Source organism: Dactylosporangium sp. NPDC049525 (assembly GCF_040676755.1).
Lineage (GTDB): Bacteria > Actinomycetota > Actinomycetes > Mycobacteriales > Micromonosporaceae > Dactylosporangium.
Genome location: NZ_JBFAPO010000079.1, coordinates 16,342 through 41,525 on the forward strand (window position 1 = coordinate 16,342; position 25,184 = coordinate 41,525).

Annotated in this window: 5 protein-coding genes; all 5 read left to right on the forward strand. The window is 70.9% G+C overall.

Annotated elements, in window-relative coordinates:
- Positions 1-5: 5 nt before the first annotated feature.
- The gene (gene dpgB / locus AB0K00_RS51950) at positions 6-683 is read left to right on the forward strand and encodes an enoyl-CoA-hydratase DpgB (protein ID WP_363538274.1); all 678 of its coding nucleotides are present in this window, start codon (positions 6-8) and stop codon (positions 681-683) included.
- Positions 680-2,002: a (3,5-dihydroxyphenyl)acetyl-CoA 1,2-dioxygenase DpgC gene (gene dpgC / locus AB0K00_RS51955; protein ID WP_363538275.1), complete on the forward strand. Its 1,323-nt coding sequence runs from the start codon at positions 680-682 to the stop codon at positions 2,000-2,002. The genes dpgB and dpgC overlap by 4 nt, the downstream gene beginning before the upstream one ends.
- Complete coding sequence (dpgD, locus tag AB0K00_RS51960) at positions 1,999-2,805, forward strand: enoyl-CoA-hydratase DpgD (protein ID WP_363538276.1); 807 nt, start codon at positions 1,999-2,001, stop codon at positions 2,803-2,805. Before dpgC ends, dpgD begins: the two co-directional genes overlap by 4 nt.
- A 260-nt stretch (positions 2,806-3,065) precedes the next feature.
- Entirely contained in the window at positions 3,066-3,866 is an 801-nt protein-coding gene (locus tag AB0K00_RS51965) for an alpha/beta fold hydrolase (RefSeq protein WP_363538277.1), read from the forward strand.
- A 358-nt stretch (positions 3,867-4,224) separates the two neighbouring features.
- The coding region (locus tag AB0K00_RS51970; protein ID WP_363538278.1) for a non-ribosomal peptide synthase/polyketide synthase at positions 4,225-25,184 on the forward strand (20,960 nt) is incomplete at its 3' end.

A 25,184-nucleotide genomic window follows, 5' to 3' on the forward strand; every position in this document is an offset into this window, starting at 1 on the left:
AAGCCATGCATCGCAACGCTGCTCCAGCTGAGACCGCGACGCTCACCGTCGACGGCGCGCAGCCCATCTCCGCCGAACTGGTCGCCCGGGTCGGCGAGCTCTGCGACCGGGCCGAGGCCCTCGGCGGGCGCGGCCGGCTGGTCGTGTACGCCGCCGGGGCGCCCGTCCGGGCGCGGATCGAAGGCCTGACGGTGGCGCTGGTGAGCCGGTGGGAGCGGGCGCTGCGGCGGCTGGAGCGGCTGCCGGTCGCGCTGGTCGCGGTCGCGGAAGGCGACGTCGGCGGTCCGGCCCTGGACGCGTTGCTGGCCACCGACTACCGCATCGCGACACCGTCGGCGCGGCTGATGGTGCCGGTCGGACCGGGCGCGACCTGGCCCGGCATGGCGCTGTACCGGCTCGCGCACCAGGGGTCGCAGACCGCGGCGGTCCGCCGGGCGCTGCTGTTCGGCGACCCGATCGGCGCCCGGGACGCGCTCGCCCTGCAACTGCTCGACGAGGTCACCGACGACGTCACCGGGGCCCTCGACGCGGTCGCCGGGCTCACCGGGAACCTGTCCGGGCCGGAGCTCGCCATCCGGCGGCAGCTGATGATCGACGCGGGGACCACCAGCTTCGAGGAGGCCCTCGGCGTGCACCTGGCGGCCTGCGACCGGACGCTGCGGGCCGGGGGCGCGCCGGTATGACCACCGTGACCGGACCCGGACTGCAGGCGGTGCGCGGCGCACTGCCCGATGCGGTGCAAACCCTGGCGTCGGCCGCCGAGTGGGTCGCGGCCGCGCTCGCGGCCCTGCCGGCGGCCGGGCAGCGCTCGCCGCAGGAGCGGGCGACCGCGGCGGCGACGAAGCGGGAGATCAGAGCGCTTCGCGGCGAGTTCCTGGACGCGCACGTCGACGCGGTCTACCGGGAGCTGACCGGCGGCGGCACCCGGCACCTGCGCCTGGCCGAACTCGCCGGGTCCGCCGCGATCCGGTTCCCCGGGCTGGTCCCGACCCTGGAGGAGCTCGAGGCCGACCGGGGCCGGCCACAGGCCGCCAAGGAAGGCCACGAGATCGATCAGGGCATCTTCTTCAACCGGGTGCTCGGCTCGGCCTCCAGCGGGACCCACCTGCTGGACGCCATGCTCCGGCCGACCGACCGCGCGCTGGAACTGCTGCCCGAGTTCACCCGGACCGGGACGGCCGACCTCGGCTCGGTCCGGGTCGAGGTGCGCGGTGCGGCGGCCCACCTGACCCTGTGCCGCGACGACTGCCTCAACGCCGAGGACAGTCGCCAGGTCGAGGACATGGAGACCGCCGTCGACCTGGTGCTGCTCGACCCGGCCGTCGAGGTCGGCGTGGTCCGCGGCGGGGTCATGACCCACCCCCGGTACCGCGGCCGGCGGGTCTTCAGCGCCGGCATCAACCTCAAGACCCTGCACGCCGGCGGCATCCCGCTGGTCGACTTCCTGCTGCGCCGCGAACTGGGCTACATCCACAAGCTGCTGCGCGGGATCGTCGTGGACGACCCGGCGCACTGGCACTCGCGGACCGTCGAGAAGCCCTGGGTCGCCGCGGTCGACGGCTTCGCCATCGGTGGCGGCGCCCAGCTCCTGCTCGTCTTCGACCACGTCCTCGCCGCCGCCGACGCCTACATCAGCCTGCCGGCGGCGCAGGAGGGCATCATCCCGGGAGCGTCGAACTTCCGGCTCGGCCGGGCCGCCGGCACACGGTTCTCGCGCCGGCTCATCCTGCAGGGCCACAGGATCTGGGCCACGGAGCCCGACGCCAGGTACCTGGTCGACGAGGTGGTCGACCCGGCGGCGCTCGACGACGCGGTCGACCGGGCCGCGGAGACGTTGCGGGGACCAGCGATCGTCGCCAACCGGCGCATGCTCATCGCCGCCGAGGAGCCGGTGGACGCGTTCCGCCGCTACATGGCCGAGTTCGCCCTGCAGCAGGCGTTGCGCATGTACGACGACGACGTCCTCGACAAGGTGCGGCGGTTCTCCGCCCGCGGCACGTGAGCGACGACGACCGGCCGCGGGTGCGGTACGAGAAGCGGGACGGCGTCGCCCACGTGACGATCGACCGGCCGGCCGTGCTCAACGCGATGGACCTGCGCACCCACGAGGAACTCGCCGCGGTCTGGGACGACTACGAGGCCGACGACGCGCTGCAGGTCGCGGTGCTCACCGGCGCCGGCGACCGGTCCTTCTCCGTCGGGCAGGACCTCCGCGAGCGGGCCCAGCTGAACGCGGCCGGGGCGGCGCCGACGACGTTCGGCAGCCGCGGGCAGCCCGGCTGGCCCCGGCTCACCGAACGGTTCGACCTGAGCAAGCCCGTGATCGCGAGGGTCGACGGCTACGCGCTCGGCGGCGGGTTCGAGCTCGCCCTCGCCTGCGACATCATCGTGGCCAGCGACCGGTCGGTCTTCGCCCTGCCGGAGGTCCGGCTCGGCCTGGTCCCGGGCGCCGGCGGCGCGTTCCGGCTGGCCCGGCAGCTGCCGCTGAAGCAGGCGATGGGGTACCTGCTGACCGGGCGCCGGATGACGGCCGACGTCGCGCTGCGCGCGGGGCTGGTCAACGACGTCGTGCCCGCCGACGGTCTCGACGCGTGCGTCACCGGATGGACCGACGACCTCGTGCGGGCCGCGCCCCTCGCCGTGCGGGCGATCAAGGAGGCCGTGCTGCGGTCGCTGGACCTGCCGTTGCCGGAGGCGTTCGCGGCCACGTACGGCTGGGAGCAGCGGCGGATGCACAGCGAGGACGCGGTGGAGGGTCCCCGCGCGTTCGCGGAGCAGCGCCCGCCCCGGTGGCGCGGCCGCTGACGCCGCGGCCGCCCTTGTCCGCCCGGCGTGTTCAACTGACGCGCTGCCGAGGTTGAACGGTGCCGACCTACGCAGCATTCGGCGGACTGTCGCATGTGGACGGTGTGCGGTGTTCAACTGCGGCAGCGGAACGGTTGAACACGACATTGATACCTTCGCCCCGCCTGGCGATGATGGCGTGGCCCCGCTGGACGACAGCCGACACCGGCGCCGACGGCGCGGCCGACCGGTCAGCACTCGAAGGGGGCAGCGGCCGCACTATGCGTTACGTAACCGCCAATGGCATCAGGCTCGCGTACAACCGCGTCGGCGAAGGCGATCGGGTCCTGCTCATCATGGGATCCGGTGCCAGCGGCCGGGTGTGGACCGCGCATCAGACGCCGGCGCTCAGCAAGGCCGGATACCAGAGCATCACCTTCGACAACCGCGGTATCGCGCCGTCCGACGCCCCGCCCGGCCGCTACAGCCTGGCCGACATGGTCGCCGACACCGTCGGCCTGATCGAGGCGCTGGACGCCGGGCCGTGCCACGTCGTCGGAACCTCGCTCGGCGCGGTGATCGCCGAGGAAATCGCGATCAGCCGCCCCGAGCTGGTGCGCTCCGCGGTCCTCATGGCCACCAGGTCCCGGTCGGACCTCGTCCGCCGGTCGCTGTCGCGGGCCGATCAGGTGCTGAACGAGAACGGTGTGCGGCTGCCGCCGGGCTACTCGGCCCCGACGACGGTCCTGCAGATGTTCTCGCCGAGGACCCTGAACGACGACGCCGCCGTCTCGCTGTGGCTCGACGTCTTCGAGCTGTCCGGGGACTCCGCCGGCTCGAACGGGCAGGACTGGGTCGACGTCGGCGCCGACCGGCGGGACATCCTGCGCCGCATCACCGTTCCGTGCCGGGTGATCGCCTTCTCCGACGACCTGATCTGCCCGCCGCACCTGGGCGCCGAGGTCGCCGACGCCATCCCGGACTGCGACTTCGTGGAGATCGGCGGCGCCGGCCACCTCGGCAACCTCGAACGTCCCGACGAGGTCAATTCCGCCATCATCGAGTTCATCGGCAAGTTCTGACCGGCCGGCGTCTGTTCCGCACCGGGACCGGCGGGTGTTCAACTGACGGGCCCCGATGTTGAACGGCGTCACCGCTGGTCCGCGACGCCGGGGCCGGCGGGTGGCCGGACGGCGTTGATCAGATCGATGGGCCGGGCCATAGTGTGCACGCCCCCGGTGCGCACCGTGGGAACGCGGTTTCTCCGGTCACACGGTGAACGCTGGCCTCGTCGGATAGCGTCGCGGACGCCGCCCCGCCGGGTGCTGTGAGCGCAGCCGCCGTGCCGGAGCCCGCCGGCGTTGACGTCGGCGGACACTCCCTGCTCGCGGTCACACCGAACAGCCGCATCCGCACACTGCTGCAAGCCGAGGAGTCCTGATGATCCCGTTGTCGTACGCGCAACAGCGGCTGTGGTTCATCGGGCAACTGGAAGGTCCGAGCGCCACCTACAACGTCCCGATCCACCTGCGGCTGTCCGGCGGCATCGAGGTCGACGCCCTCGATGCGGCGATCCGGGACGTGCTGGGCCGGCACGCGGTGCTGCGGACGGTGTTCCCGATCGTCGACGGGCGACCGCACCAGCGGATCGTCCCGCTCAAGGACCTGGACTGGGCCCTCGAGGTCGTCGCCGTCCCCGCCGCCGACGTGCAGGCCGCGGTCGACGACGCCGCCGGCTACGTGTTCGATCTGGCCGCGGAGGTGCCGATCCGGGCCCGGCTGATCTCGTCCGGACCCGACGAACACGTCCTGGTCGTGGTGATGCACCACATCGCCAGCGACGGCTGGTCGAAAGCGACACTGGCGCGGGACGTCTCCACGGCGTACGCCGCCCGCAGCGCGGGGCACGCCCCCAGCTGGCAGCCGCTGCCGGTGCAGTACGTCGACTACACCCTCTGGCAGCGGGAACTGCTCGGCGACGAAGAAGACCCGGACAGCCTGATCTCGCGGCAGGTCGCGTACTGGCGGCAGGCGCTGGCCGGCGCGCCGGAGGAACTGGCGTTGCCGGCGGACCGGCCACGGCCGGCCGTGGCCAGCTACCGTGGCCACCAGCTGCCGGTCGAGGTGCCCGCCGAGCTGCACGCCCGGCTGGTGCAGGTGGCCCGGGCGCAGGGCGTGACGATGTTCATGCTGCTGCAGGGCGCCCTGGCGGTCCTGATGTCGAAACTCGGTGCCGGCAACGACATCCCGACCGGCTCGGTGGTCGCCGGCCGCACCGACGAGGCGCTGCACGACCTGGTCGGGTTCTTCGTCAACACGCTCGTCATCCGCACCGACCTGGCCGGCGACCCCACGTTCGAGCAGGTCCTGGCGCGGGTCCGCACGACGAGTCTCGCCGCGTTCGCGCATCAGGACGTGCCGTTCGAACGGCTCGTCGAGGAGCTGGCCCCGACCCGGTCGCTGGCCCGGCACCCGCTGTTCCAGGTGATGCTGACCGTGCAGAACAACGCCGACGCCGTCCTGGACCTGGCGGGGTTGAGCACGGAAGGGATCTCCGCGGACCGTGCGACGGCGAAGTTCGACCTGGACCTGACGGTGTCGGAGGTCTTCGCCGCCGACGGTGCCCCGGCGGGCCTGCGAGGGTGGGTGACCGGGTCGGCGGACCTGTTCGACGCCGGGTCGGTGGCCTCGGTCGGCCGGCGGTGGGTACGGGTGCTGGAAACCGTCGCCACCGACCCGTCGCTGCCGCTGTCGGCGGTGTCGGTGCTGGACGAGGCCGAGTCGCACCGGGTGCTGGTGCAGTGGAACGACACCGGGGCCGAGGTGCCGCCGGTGCTGGCGCCGGGACTGTTCGCGGCGCAGGCGTCGCGGACGCCGGACGCGCCGGCCGTGGTGTGCGACGGCGTGGTGATGTCGTATGCGGACCTCGACGCTCGGGCGAATCGCCTGGCCCGGTATCTGGCCGCTTCGGGCGTCGGCGCGGAGTCGGTGGTGGGTCTTTGCCTGCCGCGCGGGATCGACATGGTCGTCGCGCTTCTGGCGGTGTGGAAGGCCGGTGGCGCGTACCTGCCGATCGATCCGGGGTATCCGGTGGAGCGGATCGGGTTCATGCTCGCCGACTCGCGCGCCGCGGTGCTGCTCGGTGTGCAGGACATCCTCGACGAGCTCCCCGCGGGGCGGGTTCGGTCGGCGGCGTTGGACGACCCGCAGTTGGCCGCTGCGGTGGCGGCGCAGTCGGGTGCGTCGCTGGACGTGCCGGTGCTGCCGGGTCAGCTGGCGTATGTCATTTACACGTCGGGTTCGACGGGGATGCCGAAGGGTGTCGCGGTTACGCATGGTGGGTTGGCGAATTATGCGGTGTGGGCGGTGGGTGCGTACGGTCCGGCGGGTCGGGGTGCGGTGTTGCATTCGTCGTTGGCGTTCGATCTGACGGTGACGAGTGTGGTGGTGCCGCTTGTCGCTGGGTCGCCGGTGGTGGTCAGTGTGGACGGTGGCGCGGAGGGCCTGGCCGGGCTGGTGAATGCGTCGGGCGGGTTCGACGTGGTGAAGGTCGTGCCGGCGCATCTGCCGTTGCTGGCGGAGTTGATCATCGGTCCTGCTGCGTCGTCGGCGGCGCGGGTGCTGGTGGTTGGTGGTGAGGCGTTGTCGGCGGGTCCGGTGCGGCGGTGGTTGGATCGGGCGCCGGGTTCGGTGGTGGTGAATGAGTACGGTCCGACGGAGACGGTTGTCGGGTGTTGTGTGTATCGGGTGTCGTCGGGTCAGGTGCTGGCGGGGGAGCAGGTGCCGATCGGGCGGCCGATCGCGAATACCCGGTTGTATGTGCTGGATGAGCGGTTGTTGCCGGTGCCGGTCGGGGTGGCCGGTGAGTTGTACATCGCCGGCGCGCAGCTCGCCCGTGGCTACGTCGGCCGGGCCGGGCTGACGGCGGAACGGTTCGTCGCGGATCCGTTCGGTGCCGGCGAGCGGTTGTACCGCACCGGGGACGTCGTGCGGTGGAACGCCGACGGGGATCTCGTCTACCTCGGTCGCGCCGACGAGCAGGTGAAGATCCGCGGGTTCCGGATCGAACCCGGCGAGGTCCAGGCCGCGGCCGCCACCCACCCGCGGGTCGCCCAGGCCGCGGTGATCGCCCGCGACGACGCGGCCGGCGGCAAGCAACTGGTCGCCTACATCGTCCCCGTCGGCGCCGCCGACCCGGCGCTGCCCGGCGAGATCCGCCAGCACCTGGCGACCCGGCTGCCGGAGTACCTGGTGCCCGGCGCCGTCGTCGTCCTCGACGCCCTGCCACTGACCGCCAACGGCAAACTCAACCGCGAGGCCCTCCCCGCGCCGCAGCACAACATCACGGCCGGCGGCGGGCGCGGCCCCGCCAACGCCCGCGAAGAGCTCCTCTGCCAGGCCTTCGCGGAGATGCTCGGCCTCGACACGGTCGGCGTCGACGACAACTTCTTCGCGCTGGGCGGCCACTCACTGCTGGCGTTGTCCGTGGTCGAGTGGCTGCGGGTGCGCGGGGTGTCGGTGTCGGTGCGGGCGCTGTTCCTCACGCCGACACCGGCCGGGCTCGCCGCGGCGACGAGCATCGCGGCGGTCGAGGTCCCGCCGAACCTGATCCCGGCCGGCGCGCAGGCCATCACGCCGCAGATGCTGCCGCTGGTCGAGCTGACCCAGGCGGAGATCCAAGCGGTCGCCGGCACCGTCGACGGCGGCGCCGCCAACATCGCCGACATCTACCCCCTCGCGCCGCTGCAGGAAGGCATCCTGTTCCACCACCTGTTCGCCGCCGGCGGTGAGGACGTCTACGTCGCGCCGACGGTGATCGAGTTCGCCGACCGGGCCCGGCTCGACCGGTTCATCGCCGCCCTCCAGCAGGTCATCGACCGGCACGACGTGTTCCGCACGTCGGTGGTGTGGTCTGGGCTGCGGCAGCCGGTACAGGTCGTGTGGCGATCCGCCACGCTGCCCGTCACCGAGGTCAGCCTGCCAGCCGACACCGCCGACGCGACAACGGACCTGCTGACGATCGTGGGCCTGTCGATGGACTTCGAGCGGGCGCCACTGCTGGACCTGCACGTCGCCGAGGTCACCGATGGCCGGTGGCTCGGGATGCTCCGCGGGCACCACGTCGTGCAGGACCACATCGCGCTGGAAGTGATGCTGGACGAGATCGAAGCGACGCTGTCGGGGCGCGCCGACACGCTGCCGACGCCGCTGCCGTTCCGCAACTTCGTCGCCCAGGCCCGGGCCGGGCTGGTCACCGGCGGCCACGAGGAGTTCTTCCGCGACCTGCTGGCCGGCGTCGACGAGCCGACCGCCGCATACGGGGTGACCGACGTGCGCGGCGACGGGTCCGGCATGGAGCGCGCCCGAGCGGAGCTCGACGCCGAGCTGGGGACGCGGCTACGGGACGTGGCCCGGCGGTTGGGCGCCAGCCCGGCGACGATCATGCACGTGGCCTTGTCGCGGGTCCTCGCCGTGGTGTCCGGCCGCGACGACGTCGTGTTCGGCACCGTGCTGTTCGGGCGGATGAACGCCGGCGCCGGATCGGACCGGGCGCCCGGACTGTTCATCAACACGCTGCCGGTGCGCGTGAACATCGGCGACCCGGACGTGCTGACCGCGGTCACCGCGATGCGCACCCAACTGGCCGGACTGCTGGAGCACGAGCACGCCCCGCTGGCGTCGGCGCAACGGGCGAGCGCCCTGCCGGCGGACAAGCCGCTGTTCACCACCCTCTTCAACTACCGGTACCAGGCCGACACCGGACGCCCGGACACCCGTGACACCGGCGGGTTCGACGGCATCCGGACGCTGTTCTCCCGGGACATCACCAACTACCCGTTGACGGTGTCGGTCGACGACCACGCCGCCGGGTTCGGCTTCGCCGTCGACGCGGTCGGCCCGATCGACCCCGTCGCCGTGGCCTGCATGCTGCGGACCGCGACCGGCAGCCTGGTCGCGGCGCTGGAGGACGGCCTCGACGGCCGCGCACAGGTGCCGCTGTCGGCGGTCGGCGTGCTGGACACACCCGAACTGGACCGCCTGCTGCATCAGTGGAACGACACCGGGTTCGTGGTGCCGGCCGCTACGGTGCCGGAGTTGTTCGCGGCGCAGGTGGGGCGTACGCCGGATGCGCCGGCGGTGGTGTGTGGTGGTGTGGTGGTGTCGTATGCGGAGTTGGATGTGCGGTCGTCTCGGTTGGCTGGTTACCTGTCCGGGTTGGGGGTGGGGCCGGAGTCGGTGGTGGGGTTGTGTTTGCCGCGGGGTGTGGATCTGGTGGTGGCGGTGTTGGGGGTGTGGAAGGCGGGTGGTGCGTATTTGCCGGTGGATCCGGCGTATCCGGTGGAGCGGGTTGGGTTCATGTTGGCTGATGCGGCGCCGGTGTGTGTGGTGACGGTGTCGGGGTTGCTGGGTGGGGAGACGGTTGGTGGGGTTCGGGTGGTGGCGTTGGACGATCCGGGGTTGGGCGGCGATGCCGGTGCGGCGCTGGCCGTGGTGGGGCCGGGGTGCGCGGCGTATGTGATGTACACGTCGGGGTCGACCGGTGTGCCGAAGGGTGTGGTGGTCGAGCACCACTCCGTGGCGGCGCTGGTGGCTTGGGCGGGCTCACGGTTCGGCGGCGACGGTGGTTTCGAACGGGCGCTGGGTGCGACGTCGTTGAGCTTCGACGTGTCGGTGTTCGAGCTGTTCGGTCCGTTGTGCTGTGGTGGGTCGGTCCGGATCGTGGAGGACCTGCTGGCGCTGGCGGACGGCGTGGTGGATGACGTGTCGCTGGTCAGTGCGGTGCCCTCGGCGTTGGTGCCGGTGCTGGGTTCGGCGTCCGCGGACATGGTGGTGCTGGCCGGTGAGGGCCTGTCGGCGGGTGTGCTCGGTGCCGTGCGGGCGGCAATGCCCGGGGCGGCGGTGGCGAACATCTACGGCCCGACCGAGGCGACGGTGTATGCCACCGCGTGGTTCGACGACGGTGCCGACCGTCCGGTGCCGCCGATCGGGCGTCCGATCGGCGGGGCCCGGGTGTACGTGCTGGACGGACGGCTCACGCCGGTGCCGGTAGGGGTGGCCGGTGAGCTGTACGTGGCCGGGTCGGGCGTCGCCCGCGGATACGTGGGGCGGGCCGGGCTGACCGCGGACCGGTTCGTCGCCGACCCGTTCGGTGCCGGCGGTCGGCTGTACCGAACCGGGGATGTGGTGCGGTGGGACGCCGGCGGGGACCTGGTGTATCTGGGCCGCGCCGACGAGCAGGTGAAGATCCGCGGGTTCCGGATCGAGCCGGGCGAGATCGAGGCGGTGCTGACCGGGCATCCGCGGGTGGCGCAGGCCGCGGTGATCGCCCGTGAGGACCCGTCCGGGGACAAGCGCCTGGTGGCGTATGTGGTGCCGGCCGGCGGTGACGGTGACGGCCTCCCGGCGGAGTTGCGCGGGTTCGCCGGTGACCGGCTGCCGGAGTACATGGTGCCCGCGGCCGTGGTCGTCCTCGAGGCGTTGCCGCTGTCGGTGAACGGGAAGCTGGACCGGCGGGCGCTGCCCGCGCCGGACTTCGCGGCTGGTGCTGGGGTCGGTCGTGGTCCGGCCAACGTGCGCGAAGAGCTGCTGGGACAGGCCTTCGCCGAGGTCCTCGGCCTGGACGCGGTCGGCGTGGATGACGACTTCTTCGCGTTGGGTGGGCATTCGCTGCTGGCGGTGCGCCTCGTCAGCCGGGTCCGGGCCGTGTTCGGGGTCGAGTTGCCGTTGCGGGCGTTGTTCGAGGCTTCGACGCCGGCGGGGTTGGCGGGGCTGTTGCCGGGTGCCGGGGTGGCGCGGTCGGCGTTGGTGCCGTCGGTACGGCCGGAGCGGCTGCCGTTGTCGTATGCGCAGCAGCGGCTGTGGTTCATCGGTCAGTTGGAGGGTCCGAGCGCGACGTACAACATTCCGATGGTGCTGCGCCTGTCGGGTGAGGTGGACGCGCAGGCTCTTCAGGCGGCGTTGCGGGATGTGATCGAACGGCACGAGGTGCTGCGCACCGTGTTCCCGACCGTCGACGGTGAGCCGTTCCAGCAGGTGACTCCGGTCGAGGACCTGGACTGGCAGCTGCAGTTGGTCGACGTGGCAGCGGCGGATCTGGCGCACGCGGTGGATGCGGCGGTGCAGTACGCGTTCGATCTGGCGGTGGAGGCGCCGATCCGGGCGTGGCTGTTCACCGGCGATGACGGCGAGCGGGTGTTCGTGACGGTCGTGCATCACATCGCCGGGGACGGCTGGTCGACGCGTCCATTGGCCGGCGATGTGTCGGCGGCGTATGCGGCGCGGTTGGCTGGTCGGGCGCCGGCGTGGGGGCCGCTGCCGGTGCAGTATGCCGATTACACGTTGTGGCAGCGGGAGCTGCTTGGTGCCGAAGGCGATCCGGACAGTGTGATCTCGCGGCAGGTGTCGTACTGGCGGCGGGCTCTGGCTGGTGTGCCGGAGGAGCTGGTGTTGCCGGCGGACCGGCGGCGTCCTCTCGTGGCGAGCCATCGTGGGCACGCGGTGCCGGTGGACGTGCCGGCCGGGTTGCATGCGCGGTTGCTGGAGGTTGCCCGGGCCGAGGGCGTGACGGTGTTCATGCTGCTGCAGGCCGGGCTGGGTGTGTTGTTGTCGAAGCTCGGCGCCGGCACGGACATCCCGATCGGCGCGGCGATCGCCGGCCGCACGGACCAGGCGTTGGATGACCTGGTTGGGTTCTTCGTCAACACCCTCGTGATCCGCACTGACCTGTCCGGCGACCCCTCGTTCACTGAGCTGCTGGCTCGGGTGCGGGAGACGACGCTGGCTGGGTTCGAGCATCAGGATGTGCCGTTCGAGCTGCTGGTGGAGGAGCTCGCCCCAGGTCGGTCCCTGGCCCGGCACCCGTTGTTCCAGACGATGTTGACGGTGCAGAACACCGCCGGCGCGGTGTTGGATCTGCCCGGGATCGGCGTAGGCGCGTTTGCCGGATCGGCGTCCGGGGTGTCGGCGGCGAAGTTCGACCTGGAGTGGAGCGTCACCGAGAGCTTCGATCCCGATGGTCTGCCGGCGGGGTTGCGGGGTGCGGTGATCGGGTCGGCGGATCTGTTCGATGCGGGCTCGGTTGTGGTGATCGCTGAGCGGTGGTTGCGGGTGTTGGAGGGGGTGCTGGCGGATCCGTCGGCTCCGGTCTCGGCGGTGGATGTTCTGGGTGCCGGTGAGTTGGACCGGATGCTGCGTGCGTGGAACGACACTGCGGTCGACGTGCCGGCTGACACGTTGCCTGGGTTGTTTGCGGCGCAGGTGGCGCGGACTCCGGATGCGCCGGCGGTGGTGTTTGAGGGCGAGTCCGTTTCGTATGCGGAGTTGGATGGTCGGGCGAATCGCTTGGCTCGGTTGTTGATGAGCCGTGGTGTCGGTGCGGATTCGGTGGTGGGTGTGCGCCTGCCGCGGGGTGTGGACATGGTGGTTGCGTTGTTGGCGGTGGTGAAGGCTGGTGGCGCGTATCTGCCGATTGATCCGGATCTGCCGGCTGAGCGGGTGGCGTTCATGGTGGCGGATGCGGGCGCGGTGTGTGTGGTGTCCGAGGTTGAGTCGGAGGGTCTGCCGGGTGCGGACCCTGGTGTGCGGGTGGTTCCGGCGCAGGCGGCGTATGTGATCTATACGTCGGGGTCGACGGGTGTCCCGAAGGGTGTGGTGGTGTCCCACGCCGGGATTGTGAACCGTCTGGTGTGGATGCAAGCTCGGTTCGGGTTGCAGCCGGGGGACAGGGTTCTGCACAAGACGCCGTTTGGTTTTGACGTGTCGGTGTGGGAGTTGTTCTGGCCGTTGATCCAGGGCGCGGTGATGGTCGTTGCCCGTCCGGGTGGCCACCGTGACCCGGGCTACGTCGCGGAGCTGATCCGCGATGAACACGTCGACACCGTGCATTTCGTGCCGTCGATGTTGGAGGCGTTCCTGGCCGCCCCGCAGGCAGCTGAGTGTGGTGGTCTCAGGCGCGTGGTGTGTTCTGGTGAGGCGTTGGGTGCGGCGGTCCGGGACCGGTTCTTCGAGGTCCTGCCGGGCGTGGGGTTGTTCAACCTGTACGGCCCGACGGAGGCGTCGGTCGACGTGACCGAGTGCGCGGTCCCAGCATCGGGTCCGGTCCCGATCGGTCGTCCGGTGTTCAACACCCGTGTCTACGTCCTGGACGACCGGTTGGCGCCGGTCCCTGTCGGGGTTCCTGGTGAGCTGTATCTGGCTGGGGTCCAGCTGGCCCGGGGTTATGTCAGTCGTCCGGGGTTGACGGGGGAGCGGTTCGTCGCGGACCCGTTCGACAGTGGGGCGCGGTTGTACCGCACCGGTGATGTGGTGCGCTGGTCCAGCGACGGCGACCTCGTCTATCTGGGTCGCGCGGATGAGCAGGTGAAGATCCGCGGGTTCCGGATCGAGCCGGGTGAGGTCGAAGCGGTCATCGCCGCCCATCCGCGGGTTGCCCAGATCGCGGTGATCGCCCAGGACGAGCGCCTTGTCGCGTACGTGGTTCCGGCCGATGGTGACGGTGACGACCTGCCGGCCGTGCTGCGCGGGTTCGCCGCTGAGCGGTTGCCGGAGTACATGGTGCCGTCCGCGGTGGTGGTGCTGGCCGCGTTGCCACTCACCGTGAACGGGAAGCTGGATCGCAAGGCGTTGCCGGCGCCGGACTTCGCGTCTGCGGCGGGGACCGGACGCGGCCCGGCGAGCGTCCGTGAAGAGCTGCTGTGCCAGGCGTTCGCGGAGGTGTTGGGTCTCGACGCCGTCGGGGTCGATGACGACTTCTTCGCCCTCGGCGGTCACTCGCTGCTGGCGGTGCGGCTGGTGGAGTGGTTGCGGGTCCGGGGCGTGTCGGTGTCGGTGCGTGCGCTGTTCCTGTCGCCGACGCCGGCAGGGTTGGCGACGGCCGCGGGTGCGGTGACCGTGGAGGTCCCGCCGAACCTGATCCTCGCCGGCGCACAGGTGATCACCCCGGACATGCTGCCGCTGGTCGAGCTGACCGAGGCCGAGATCCAGGCCGTCGTCGGCACCGTCGCGGGTGGCGCGGCGAACGTCGCGGACATCTACCCCCTCGCGCCGCTGCAGGAAGGTCTGCTGTTCCTCCACCTGCTGGCCGATGGTGGCGAGGACGCGTACGTCACGCCGTTCGTGCTCGAGTTCGACGACCGTGGCCGGCTCGACGCGTTCACCGCCGGGCTGCAGCACGTTGTCGATCGTCACGACATCCTCCGGACGTCGATGGTGTGGGCGGGGTTGCGGGAGCCGGTGCAGGTGGTGTGGCGGGCGGTCACGGTGCCGGTGACCGAGGTCGGCCTGCCGGCCGATGCTGCGGACCCGGTGGCGGAGCTGCTGTCGGCGGTGAGTCTGTCGATGGACCTGGGCCGGGCGCCGCTGCTGGACCTGCATGTGGCCGAGGTTGCCGGCGGCCGGTGGCTGGGGTTGCTGCGCGTGCATCACCTGGTGCAGGACCATGCGGCGTTGGAAGTGGTGATGGCCGAGGTCGAGGCGGTGCTGGCCGGTCAGGCCGACACCCTGCCGGAGCCGCTGCCGTTCCGGAACTTCGTGGCGCAGGCCCAGGCCAGCGGGGACCACGAGGAGTACTTCCGGGAGCTGCTGTCTGGGGTGGATGAGCCGACGGCGGCGTTCGGTGTCAGCGATATTCGCGGTGACGGGTCCGCGGTGGTACGGGCCGGGGCAGAGCTCGACGTCGAACTGGCGGCGCGGCTGCGGGAGACGGCCCGGCGGCTCGGGGTGAGCCCCGCGACCGTGATGCATGTGGCGTGGTCGCGGGTCCTCGCGGTGGTGTCGGGTCGTGACGATGTCGTGTTCGGCACGGTGTTGTTCGGGCGGATGAACGCCGGCGCCGGTGCGGACCGGGTGCCCGGCTTGTTCATGAACACGCTGCCGGTGCGGGTGCCGACCGGCGGCTTGGATGTGCTGGCGGCGGTCACCGCGATGCGCGGACAACTGGCCGGGCTGATCGAGCACGAGCACGCGCCGTTGGCGTTGGCGCAGCGGGTCAGTGCGGTGCCGGGCGACCTGCCGTTGTTCGCCACGCTGCTCAATTACCGGCACAACAGCGCGGGCCGGCCGGGTGACGCTGACGGGCCGCACGGGTTCGCGGGCGTCCGCACCGTGTACTTCCGCGAGCAGAACAACTACCCGCTGACCGTTTCCGTGGACGACGACGGCCGTCGCTTCGGTGTTGTGGTGGATGCGGTTGGGTCGATTGATGCGGGTGCGGTGGTGGGGTTGGTGTTGGCGGGTGTGGGGGGTTTGGTGTCGGCGTTGGAGGTTGGTTTGGAGGAGGGTGTGTGGGGGTTGTTGTCGTCGGTTGGGGTGTTGGATGGGGTGGTTTTGGATCGGGTGTTGTTTGGGTGGAATGAGACGGTGGTGGAGGTTGGGTTGGGGTCGGTGGTGGAGTTGTTTGGGGTGGAGGTGGTGCGTGATTCGGGTGCGGTGGCGGTGGTGTGTGAGGGGGTGTCGTTGTCGTATGGGGAGTTGGATGTGCGGTCGGATCGTCTGGCTCGGTGTTTGGTTGGTCGGGGTGTGGGTGTGGAGTCGGTGGTGGGTGTGTGTTTGCCGCGGGGTGTGGAGGTGGTGGTTGCGGCGTTGGCGGTGTGGAAGGCGGGTGGTGTGTTTTTGCCGATTGATCCTGAGTATCCGGTGGAGCGGGTTGGGTTCATGGTGGTGGATGCGGCGCCGGTGTGTGTGGTGACGGTGTCGTCGGTGGTGGGGGTGTTGGCGGGGGTTGAGTCGCCGTTGGTGGTGCTGGACGAGCCGGTATCGGCGGCGGAGGCGCCGGCGGAGCCGTTGCCGGTTCGCGTGCTGCCGGGCCAGCTGGCGTACGTGATTTACACGTCGGGGTCGACGGGGACGCCGAAGGGTGTCGGCGTCTCGCACGCCGCGCTGGCGAACGCGGTAGGCGTGCTCAGCCCGGTGTTCGGGGCCGGGCCGGGGGTGGGCGTGCTGCAGTTCGTCTCGTTCAGCTTCGACGCGTCCGTGCTGGACATCGCGGTTGCGTTGACGTCGGGTGCCCGGCTGGTGGTGGCATCGGCGGCGCAGCGGACGGACGCGGGAATGCTGCGGGAGTTGGTGGCGTCCGCCGGGGTGCAGGTGGCGAGCCTGGTGCCGAGCCTGCTGGAGACGTTGACGCCGCACGACCTGGCGCCGGTGCGGCGGATGGTGGTGGGTTCGGAGGGGATCTCCGTCCGGCAGGCCGAACTGTGGGCGGCGGACCGGTTGCTGGTCCACGCCTACGGCCCGACCGAGGCGGCGGTGATCATGGCGACCAGCGTGGTGGACGCGGAGCGGGTGTCGGGCACCTCGGTGGTGCCGTTCGGCCGGCCGATGGGCAACAGCCGCGCGTTCGTGCTGGACGAGCGGCTGTCGCCGGTGCCGGTCGGGGTGGCCGGCGAGCTGTACGTGGCCGGGGCGCAGCTGGCACGAGGATACGTGGGCCGGCCCGCGCTGACGGCAGCCCGCTTCGTGGCCGATCCGTTCGACCCGGCCGGCCTGGGTGGACTGTTGTACCGGACCGGGGACGTCGTGCGGTGGACCGGCGACGGCGACCTCGTATACCTGGGCCGCGCCGACGAGCAGGTGAAGATCCGCGGGTTCCGGATCGAACCGGGCGAGATCGAAGCCGTGCTGACCGACCATCCGCGGGTCGCGCAGGCCGCCGTCATCGCCCGCCAGGACACGGCCCGGGACAAGCGCCTCGTTGCCTACGTGGTCCCGGTCGATGGTGACGCCGGCGATCTGCCGGTGGCGTTGCGTGCGTTCGTGCGTGAGCGGCTGCCGGAGTACATGGTGCCCGCCGCCGTCGTGGTCCTGGCCGGGCTTCCGCTGTCACCGAACGGGAAGCTGGACCGCAAGGCCCTGCCCGCGCCGGACTTCGCGGCGACCGCCGGGATTGGACGCGGCCCGGCCAACGTCCGCGAGGAGCTGCTGTGCCAGGCCTTCGCCGAGGTGTTGGGTCTCGACGCCGTCGGGGTCGATGACGACTTCTTCGCCCTCGGTGGGCATTCGTTGCTGGCGGTACGACTCGTGGAGTGGCTGCGGGTGCGGGGCGTGCCCGTGTCGGTGCGCCGGCTGTTCGACGCACCGACGCCGGCCGGGCTCGCCGCGGCCGCCGGTGCGGCGACCGTAGAGGTGCCGCCGAACCTGATCCCGGCCGGCGCGCAGGTGATCACGCCGCAGATGCTGCCGCTGGTCGCGCTGACCGAGGCGGAGATCGAGGCCGTCGTCGGCACGGTGGAGGGTGGTGCCGCCAACGTCGCGGACATCTACCCGCTCGCGCCGTTGCAGGAAGGCATGCTGTTCCACCACCTGCTGGCCGACGGCGGCGATGACGTGTACGCCGTGCCGCGGGTCTTCGAGCTGCCCGACCGGGACACGCTCGACGACTTCGTCGCCGCGTTGCAGCAGGTGATCGACCGGCATGACGTGTTCCGCACCTCGGTGGTGTGGTCCGGACTGCGGGAACCGGTGCAGGTGGTGTGGCGGTCGGCGACCCTCCCGGTGACGGAGGTCGACATCGCCGCCGACGCCGAGGATCCGGCGGCCGCGCTGATGTCGGCGGTGGGGTCGTCGTTGGATCTGGGTCGCGCCCCGCTGGTCGACGTTCATGCCGCCGACCTGTGCGATGGCCGGTCGCTGGCGATGGTGCGGATCCATCACCTGGTGCAGGACCACACCGCGATCGAGATCGTGTACAACGAGGTTCGGGCGATCCTCGCCGGGCGCACCGAGCAGCTGGCCGCGCCGCTGCCGTTCCGCAACTTCGTCGCCCAGGCGCGGGCCAGCCTGGTCGGCGGCGACCACGAGGCGCACTTCCGGGACCTGCTGGCGGGCGTCGACGAACCGACCGTGGCGTTCGGTGTGACCGATGTACGCGGCGACGGTTCGGCGGTCGTCATCGCACAGGCCGACATCGACGCCGACCTGGGTGTGCGGCTGCGGGACGTGTCCCGGCGGCTGGGGGTCAGCCCCGCGACGGTGATGCATGTGGCGTGGTCCCGGGTCCTGGCCGTGGTCGCGGCGCGTGACGACGTGGTGTTCGGGACGGTGCTGTTCGGGCGGATGAACGCCGGCGCCGGCGCGGACCGGGTTCCCGGCCTGTTCATGAACACGCTGCCGGTGCGGGTGCGCACCGGCGACCTCGACGTCAGAGCCGCCGTTACCGCGATGCGCGGGCAGCTGGCCGGGCTGCTGGAGCACGAACACACGCCCCTCGCCATCGCCCAGCGGGCGAGCACGGTGCCGGCCGACGTACCGCTGTTCACGACCCTGTTCAACTACCGGCACAACGCCACCGTCGAACAGCACGGCGATCAGGACAACGGGGTACGGCACCTGCTCGTCCGGGACCGGACCAGCTACCCGCTGTCGGTGGCGGTTGACGACTACGGCGACCGGTTCGGTGTTGTGGTGGATGCGGTTGGGTCGATTGATGCGGGTGCGGTGGTGGGGTTGGTGTTGGCGGGTGTGGGGGGTTTGGTGTCGGCGTTGGAGGTTGGTTTGGAGGAGGGTGTGTGGGGGTTGTTGTCGTCGGTTGGGGTGTTGGATGGGGTGGTTTTGGATCGGGTGTTGTTTGGGTGGAATGAGACGGTGGTGGAGGTTGGGTTGGGGTCGGTGGTGGAGTTGTTTGGGGTGGAGGTGGTGCGTGATTCGGGTGCGGTGGCGGTGGTGTGTGAGGGGGTGTCGTTGTCGTATGGGGAGTTGGATGTGCGGTCGGATCGTCTGGCTCGGTGTTTGGTTGGTCGGGGTGTGGGTGTGGAGTCGGTGGTGGGTGTGTGTTTGCCGCGGGGTGTGGAGGTGGTGGTTGCGGCGTTGGCGGTGTGGAAGGCGGGTGGTGTGTTTTTGCCGATTGATCCTGAGTATCCGGTGGAGCGGGTTGGGTTCATGGTGGTGGATGCGGCGCCGGTGTGTGTGGTGACGGTGTCGTCGGTGGTGGGGGTGTTGGCGGGGGTTGAGTCGCCGCTGGTGGTGCTGGACGAGCCGGTGGTGGACGTGCAGGATGTGGTGCTGCCGGCGTGGCCGTTGCCGGACCAGCTGGCGTATGTGATTTACACGTCGGGGTCGACGGGGACGCCGAAGGGTGTCGGCGTCTCGCACGCGGCGCTGGCAAACGCCGCGGAGGCGTTCGTCCCGGTGTTCGGAGCCGGTCCAGGGATCGGGGTACTGCAGTTCGCGTCGTTCAGCTTCGACGCGTCCGTGCTGGACATCGCGGTCGCGTTGACGTCGGGTGCCCGGCTGGTGGTGGCATCGGCGGCGCAGCGGACGGACGCGGGGATGCTGCGGGAACTGGTGGCGTCCGCCGGCGTGCAGGTCGCCAGCGTGGTGCCGAGCCTGCTGGAGGCGCTGACGCCCCAGGACCTGGCACCGGTGCGGCAGCTCGTGGTGGGTGCGGAGGCGATCTCGACGCGGCAGGCCACGACGTGGTCCGAGGGCCGGGTGCTGATGAACACCTACGGCCCGACGGAGGCCGCGGTGATGGTCGCGGCCGGAGCCGTCGACGTGACGAGAGTGCCGGCGGGTGGAGTGGTGCCGTTCGGGCGGCCCGCCGCAAACAGCCGGATGTTCGTGCTGGACGAGCGGTTGTCGCCGGTACCGGCCGGGGTGTCGGGTGAGTTGTATCTGGCCGGGGCACAGCTGGCGCGGGGATACGTGGGCCGCGCCGGGCTGACGGCGGAGCGGTTCGTGGCCGACCCGTTCGACCCGATCGGTGGCGGCAGGCTGTACCGGACCGGCGACGTGGTGCGGTGGACCGGCGACGGCGAACTGGTGTTCGTCGGCCGGGCGGACACGCAGGTGAAAATCCGCGGGTTCCGGATCGAACTGGGCGAGATCGAAGCCGTGTTGACCGACCATCCGTCGGTCGCGCGGGCCGCCGTGATCGCCCGCGAGGACACCGCCGGGGACAAGCGCCTTGTTGCCTACGTGGTCCCGGTCGATGGTGACGCTGATGTTCTGCCGGTGGCGTTGCGTGCGTTCGTGCGTGAGCGGCTGCCGGAGTACATGGTGCCCGCCGCCGTGGTCGTCCTGGCCGGGCTTCCGCTGTCACCGAACGGGAAGCTGGACCGCAAGGCCCTGCCCGCCCCGGACTACGCCGCGACAGCCGCCGCCGGGCGGGCCCCGGTCAGCGTGCAGGAAGAGCTGCTGTGCCTGGCCTTCGCCGAGGTCCTCGGCCTGGACGCGGTCGGCGTGGATGACGACTTCTTCGCGTTGGGCGGGCATTCGCTGCTGGCGGTGCGCCTCGTCAGCCGGATCCGGGCCGTGTTCGGGGTCGAACTGTCGCTGCGGGAGTTGTTCGAGGCGTCGACGCCGGCCGGGCTGGCCGGCCGGTTGCCGGGTGCGGGGTCTGCGCGGTCTTCGTTGGCGCTGTGGGTACGGCCGCAGCGACTGCCGCTGTCGTATGCGCAGCAGCGGCTGTGGTTCATCGGGCAGCTGGAAGGCCCGAACGCGACGTACAACATCCCGACGGCGCTGCGCCTGTCGGGTGACGTGGACGCGCAGGCCCTCGAGGCCGCGCTGCGGGATGTGATCGAGCGGCACGAGGTGCTGCGTACGGTCTTCCCCACTATCGACGGACAGCCGTTCCAGCAGGTGATCCCGGTCGAGGACCTGAACTGGCAACTGCAGCAGGTCGAAGTCCCCGCCGGAGCGCTGCCGGGTGCGGTGACGGCGGCCGCGCAGCACGCGTTCGACCTCGCCCGTGAGGTACCGATCCGGGCACGGCTGATCAGTGACGGCTCAGACGAGCGGGTGCTGGTGGTGGTCGTACACCACATCGCCGGCGACGGCTGGTCGGTCGGACCGCTGGCCGCGGACGTGTCGACGGCATACGCGGCGCGGGTCGCCGGCGCGGCTCCGGTGTGGGCGCCGCTGCCCGTGCAGTACGCCGACTACACGCTGTGGCAGCGGGAACTCCTCGGTGCCGAGACGGACCCGGACAGCCTGCTCTCGCGGCAGGTGTCGTATTGGCGGCAGGCCCTGGCCGGGGCACCGGAGGAACTGGCGCTGCCGGCGGACCGGCCGCGTCCGGCGGTGGCCAGCGATCGCGGGCACACCGTGCCCGTCCAGGTCGGCGCCGACCTGCACGCCCGACTGTTGGATGTCGCCCGGGCCGAGGGCGTCACGGTGTTCATGCTGCTGCAGGCCGGGCTCGGGGTGCTGCTGTCGAAGCTCGGTGCTGGCACCGACATCCCCATCGGTGCGGCGATTGCCGGGCGCACGGACCAGGCGCTGGACGACCTGGTCGGGTTCTTCGTCAACACCCTGGTGACCCGCACCGACCTGTCCGGTGACCCCTCGTTCACCGAACTGCTGACCCGGGTGCGCGAAACCACCCTGGCGGGATTCGACCACCAGGACGTCCCGTTCGAGCGGCTCGTCGAGGAGCTGTCCCCAACCCGGTCCCTGGCCCGGCATCCGCTGTTCCAGGTGATGCTGACCCTGCAGAACAACGCCGGCGCGACGTTGGACCTGCCCGGGATCGGCGTGGGCGCCTACGCCGGGCCGGTGGCAGGCTTCTCGGCGGCAAAGGTCGACCTGGACCTCGAAGTCTCGGAGACATACGGCGCCGACGGCGCCGCGGCCGGACTGCGCGGCATGCTCACCGGCGCCGCCGACCTTTTCGACGCCGGCACCGTCGCCGACATCGCCCGGCGCTGGGTCCGGGTCCTGGAAACCGTGCTGGCCAACCCATCCATCCCGCTCTCCGAGGTGGACGTCCTCGATGTCGACGAGCGGCGCCGTCTGTTGGTTGAGTGGAACGACACGGTGGTGGAGGGTGTTGCTGGGACGTTGCCGGGGTTGTTCGCGGCGCAGGTGGCGCGGGATCCGGGTGCGGTTGCGGTGGTGTTCGAGGGTGTGTCGGTGACGTTCGGGGAGGTGGATGCGCGTTCGGGTCGGGTGGCGGCGTATCTGCGGGGCTTGGGCGTTGGTCCGGAGTCGGTGGTGGGGGTGCGGTTGCCGCGAGGTGTTGATCTGGTGGTTGCGGTGTTGGGTGTGGTACGGGCGGGTGCGGCGTTCCTGCCGGTTGATTTGGATCTGCCGGCGGAGCGGGTGGCGTTCATGCTTGCGGATGCGGGTGTGACGTGTGTGTTGTCCGATGTGGATGTTCCGGATGCTGTGGGTGAGCCGGTGGAGGTGTTGCCGGACAGCGCGGCGTATGTGATTTATACGTCGGGGTCGACGGGTACGCCGAAGGGTGTTGTGGTGTCGCACGCGGCGGTGGTCAACACGCTGCGGTGGCTGACGGACGAGTACGACCTCGGGGGCACGGACCGGTGCCTGTACAAGACGCCGGTCGGGTTCGACGTGTCAGTGGAGGAACTGTTCCTGCCCCTCGTCATCGGCGCCACGATGGTGATCGCGCGTCCCGGTGGCCACCGCGAACCGGAGTATCTCGCCCGGCTGATCCGGGAGCAGCACGTGACGACGGCCGAGTTCGTGCCCGCGCTGCTGCAGGCACTGCTGGACGAGCCGTCCACAGTGGACTGCCGGTCCCTGCGACATGTCCTCAGCGGCGGGGAGGAACTGACCGCCGCGGTGCGTGACCGGTTCTCCGAGGTGCTGCCGAACACCCAGCTGCACAACACCTACGGCCCGACCGAGACAGCGGTCACGGCCACGTCGGCGGCATGTGCCGCCGGAGACACGGCAACGCTGGTGCCGATCGGCAGGCCGATGGCCAACGTCCGGGCGTACGTCCTCGACGACCGCCTCACGCTGGTGCCCGCCGGTGTGGCGGGTGAGCTGTACCTGGCCGGCACCCAGCTGGCGCGTGGGTATGTCGGACGGTCCGCGTTGACGGCTGAACGGTTCGTCGCCGACCCGTTCGACTCCGGAGCCCGGTTGTATCGCACCGGCGACCTCGTCCGCTGGACCGCCACCGGGCAACTGGTGTACCTCGGCCGCGCCGACGAGCAGGTGAAGCTCCGCGGGTTCCGCATCGAACTGGGCGAGATCGAAGCGGTGATCGCCGCGCATCCCCAGGTCGGACAGGTCGCGGTGGTCGCCCGTGAGACCGTGGCCGGCGACCGGCGCCTGGTGGCGTATGTGGTGCCGGCGGGCGGTGACAGCGACGGGCTGCCCGCGACGTTGCGTGCGTTCGCCGGCGAACGGCTCCCGGAGTACATGGTGCCGGCCGCGGTCGTGACGTTGGACGCGTTGCCGCTGACGCCGAACGGGAAACTGGACCGCAAGGCCCTGCCCGCGCCGGACTTCTCCGCGATCGCCGGGACAGGCCGAGGCCCGGCCAGCGTGCACGAGGAACTGCTGTGCCTGGCCTTCGCCGAGGTCCTCGGTCTGCCTGCCGTCGGCGTCGACGACGACTTCTTCGCGCTGGGTGGGCATTCGCTGCTCGCGGTGCGCCTGGTGAGCCGGGTCCGGGCGGTGCTCGGGGTCGAACTGCCCCTGCGGACGCTGTTCGAGGCGCCGACCCCGGCGCGGCTGGCCGGACGGCTGCCGGGGACAGGGGCGGCACGGCCGGCGTTGGTGCCGTGGGCGCGGCCGGAGCGGCTGCCGTTGTCGTACGCGCAACGCCGGCTGTGGTTCCTCTGGCAGTTGGAGGGTTCCAGCGCCACCCACAACATCCCGGAAGTCCTCGGCCTGTCCGGTGAGGTCGACACGACCGCGCTCGAGACCGCGTTCCGGGACGTGATCGGCCGGCACGAGGTCCTGCGCACGGTCTTCCCGGCCGCGGACGGCGAGCCGTTCCAGCAGGTGATCCCGGTCGAGGACCTGGACTGGCGGCTGCAACTCGTCGACGTCTCGCCCGGAGAGCTGGCCGGTGCCGTGACGGCGGCAGCCCGGTACGCGTTCGATCTGGCCGGTGAGGTGCCGATCCGGGCGTGGTTGTTCGGTGACGGCTCCGACGAGCGGGTGCTGGTGCTGGTCGTGCATCACATCGCCGGGGACGGCTGGTCCACAGCGCCGCTGGCAACTGACGTGTCGACCGCGTACCAGGCGCGGCTCGCCGGGCATGCCCCGGTGTGGGAGTCGTTGCCGGTGCAGTACGCGGACTACACCTTGTGGCAGCGGGAGTTGCTGGGGGACGAGTCGGATCCGGAGAGTGTGATCTCTCGGCAGGTGTCGTACTGGCGGCGGACTCTGGCGGGGTTGCCGGAGGAGCTCAACCTTCCGGCGGATCGGTCGCGGCCGGCGGTGTCAACGCATCGTGGGTTTGAGGTGCCGTGTGTGGTGCCGGCGGAGTTGCATGCGCGGTTGCGGGATGTGGTGCAGGAGCACGGGGTGACCATGTTCATGGTCGTGCAGGCATCACTGGCGATCGCGTTGTCGAAGCTTGGTGCCGGCACGGACATTCCGATGGGTGCGGCGACGGCTGGGCGTACTGACCAGGCGTTGGATGGTCTGGTCGGGTTCTTCATCAACAGCTTGGTGATGCGCACCGATCTGTCGGGTGATCCGACGTTCTCCGAGGTCCTGGCTCGGGTGCGGGAGACGTCGCTGGCCGGGTTCGAGCATCAGGACGTGCCGTTCGAGCGGCTGGTGGAGGTGCTGTCGCCGTCGCGGCTGACGTCGCGGCATCCCTTGTTCCAGGTGATGTTGACGGTGCAGAACACCGCTGAGGCGGTGTTGGAACTCCCGGGCGTGGCGGTTGGTGGGCACGCGTCGGCCGCCGGTGCGGTGTCCGCGGCGCGGTTTGATCTTGACTTGAACATTGGTGAGGTGTTCGACGCCGCGGGCGGTGCTGCGGGGCTGCGGGGTGTGTTGACCGGGTCGGCGGATCTGTTCGATGCGGGCACGGTGGCCGTGATCGGTCGGCGGTGGCTGCGGGTGCTGGAGTCGGTGCTCGCTGACCCGTCGGTGCGGGTGTCGGCGGTTGATGTGTGGGATGCGGGTGAGCTGGATCGGGTCTTGCGTACGTGGAACGACACCGGTGCGGCAGTGGCGGATTCGACGTTGCCGGAGTTGTTCGCGGCGCAGGTTTTGCGGACGCCGGACGCGGTGGCGGTGGTGGGTGACGGGGTTGAGGTGTCGTTCGCGGAGCTGGAGGCTCGAGCGAACCGCCTGGCCAGGTACTTGATGGGGTTGGGTGTCGGCGCGGAGTCGGTGGTGGGTGTCAGCCTGCCCCGGGGCGTCGATCTGATCGTGGCGTTGTTGGCGGTGGTGAAGGCAGGTGGTGCCTATCTGCCGATCGATCCGGGGCTTCCGGTGGAGCGGGTTGGGTTCATGCTCGCGGATGCGCGGGTGGGGATGTTGCTCGGTGTTGAAGACGTCCTTGACGAGTTGCCGGCGGGTCGGGTGCGGTCGGTGGCGTTGGACGATCCGCGGGTGGCCGCCGCTGTGACGCGCTTGTCCGGTGATCCGCTGGGTGTGGTGGTGTTGCCGCAGCAGCCGGCGTATGTGATCTACACGTCGGGTTCGACGGGGACGCCGAAGGGTGTCGTGGTTACGCATGC